The sequence below is a fragment of the Cupriavidus lacunae genome, assembly GCF_003353055.1.
Classification (GTDB): domain Bacteria; phylum Pseudomonadota; class Gammaproteobacteria; order Burkholderiales; family Burkholderiaceae; genus Cupriavidus; species Cupriavidus lacunae.
In genome coordinates this window covers 1-1,931 of sequence record NZ_QKWJ01000215.1, presented here as the reverse complement: position 1 = coordinate 1,931, position 1,931 = coordinate 1, and the positions used below count along the sequence as shown (strand labels likewise).

The following is a 1,931-nucleotide window of genomic DNA, read 5'->3' as shown; positions in this document are numbered from 1 at the left end:
GCGTGGCGGTAGTCGGCTCGGCGAGCACGGCCGCGTAAGGCAGGATCCAGTTGCGGCCGCTGGTGGTGTCCTGAACCACGGCCTGGGTCTGACGCAGCTCGAGGACGCGCCCCTGGCGCAGCGGCTGGGTCAGGTCGTCGGCGACGTAGCCCACGGTCATGCCGATATGCAGGTGCCTGCGGACCTCGAGGATACGCTTGGGGTCGTTGATCATCCGCCCGATGGTCAGATACAGGCGGTACAGGTCGGCACTTGGGGCCAGGCGCAGGGCGTCAGGGATGTCCATGACGCGCAGTGTACCGGTCAGCGCGCCAGCGGCAACAGTTCGTGGACCTGGCTGATCGGGTGGGCCGGCAGGCGCTCCAGTGTCTCCTTGAGCCAGCCATAGGGCTCGATGCCGTTCAGGCGGCAGGTGCCCAGCAAGGAATACATCGTGGCCGCGGCGCGCGCGCCGCGCGGGGAGCCAGCGAACATCCAGCCCGCCCTACCCAGGGCAATTGGGCGGATCGCGCGCTCGAGGCGATTGTTATCGGGCTCGAGGATGCCGTTCTCGGTGTAGCGCACCAGCGCCTGCCAGTGCCGCAGTGCGTAGCCGAAGGCTTGTGCCAGCGGCTGCCTGGCGAGCAGGCCGTTGGCATTACCCTGCAGCCACTGGTGGAACTGCGCCAGCAGCGGCACAGCCTCGGCCTGGCGCACCGCCAGCTTGTGCTCCGGCGACTGGTCCTTGACGCCGGCTTCGATGGCATACAGCTTGGCAATCCACGCCAAGGCCTGCGCGGCCAGCCCTGGTGTCTTCTGGGCCTTGGCGATCTCGAAGAAGCGTCGACGGCAGTGCGCCCAGCATCCGACCTCGATGATCCGGCCGGTACGGTAAAGCGCATCGTGGCCGCTGTAGGCATCCGCCTGCAGGTAGCCATGATAGTTGCGCAGGAAGTTCAGGGGATGGGCGCCGGCGCGCGATTCGGCGAACTCGAACAGCACCGCTGGCGGGTGGTCGACCCATAAGCCGTTCTCCTGCCGCTGCCCGGCCCCGAGGTAGCCCCATAGATAGGCCTGCCGCGTGGTGGTGCGCCCGCGCTCGAGTAGTGGCAGCGTGGTGTCGTCCAGATGCAGGCGCGGCGCCTGCAGGACGTGGTTACGCAAGGGTGGCAGCAGCGTTGCCAGCAGCTCGGCAGAAGCCAGCTTCCATTCGCACAGAGTGGCCCTTGGCAGGTGCACGCCCAGGCGCGCATAGCGCGTCTCCTGCCGATTGATCGGCAGGTGGTCCACGAAGGTGTCGACCTGGATGCTGGCCAGCAGCCCGGCGCTGGCGTTGCTCTTGGGCAGCGGCGAGGGCTGCGCGGCGGCGGTCACGATGGTGGACTCGCCATCCTTGGTGGCCACATACTTGAAGCGGATGTGCTCGATCACGCTGAGCCTGGCCGGCTCGTAGTGCAGCGTCTCGCTGCGCTCCTCGCCGATGCGCTCCAGGGTGTCGAAGCCTACCTTCTGCACCTCGGACAGGTCGTATTCGATGCGCGTGCGCGGCAGGTCCTTGGGCAAGGCCGGGCGGCCCTTGCGGATGTGGCCAGTCACCTTCACCTCCGGCGTCGCCGGCGGTGTCGGCAGGTCCAGCGGTTGCGCAAAGAGTTCGGCCTGCCCCGGCAGGCGCTCGGAACTGGCGCCGAACTGCGCGCGGTTAAGCTGCGCGACCTGGTGCTTCAGAATCTCGAGTTGCTCCCACAGCGTGCGGGCGAGCCGGTTCTGCTCCAGCGCGAGAGTACGTACCGCCTCGAGATCGGCTGGCAGGTCGGAGGGTGTCAGTACCGGAAGCATGGTGCCATGATGCGCCAGCGCCGACAGGTTTACAAGTCACAAGACGCGCGTGGCCGTGACAGTGCGGTGGGGTCGAACCGCCGGGATCTCGATGCCTTCGAGCCAGGCGTTCAGTT

General features: G+C 67.5%; 1 protein-coding gene and 1 pseudogene. Both read right to left on the bottom strand.

What is annotated here, in order from left to right; translation table 11 throughout:
• Positions 1-286: pseudogene (locus tag DN412_RS42735) on the bottom strand (hypothetical protein); the annotation flags it as partial.
• 17 nt (positions 287-303) lie between these two features.
• Positions 304-1,815, bottom strand: a complete 1,512-nt coding sequence (gene tnpC, locus DN412_RS42730; protein WP_115216979.1) for an IS66 family transposase — start codon at positions 1,813-1,815, stop codon at positions 304-306.
• Between the last annotated feature and the right edge of the window lie 116 nt (positions 1,816-1,931).

What these genes read in the sequence shown, in the direction of transcription:
- tnpC (WP_115216979.1), bottom strand. Translation starts at nt 1,815, where the DNA reads ATGCTTCCGGTACTGACACCCTCCGACCTGCCAGCCGATCTCGAGGCG.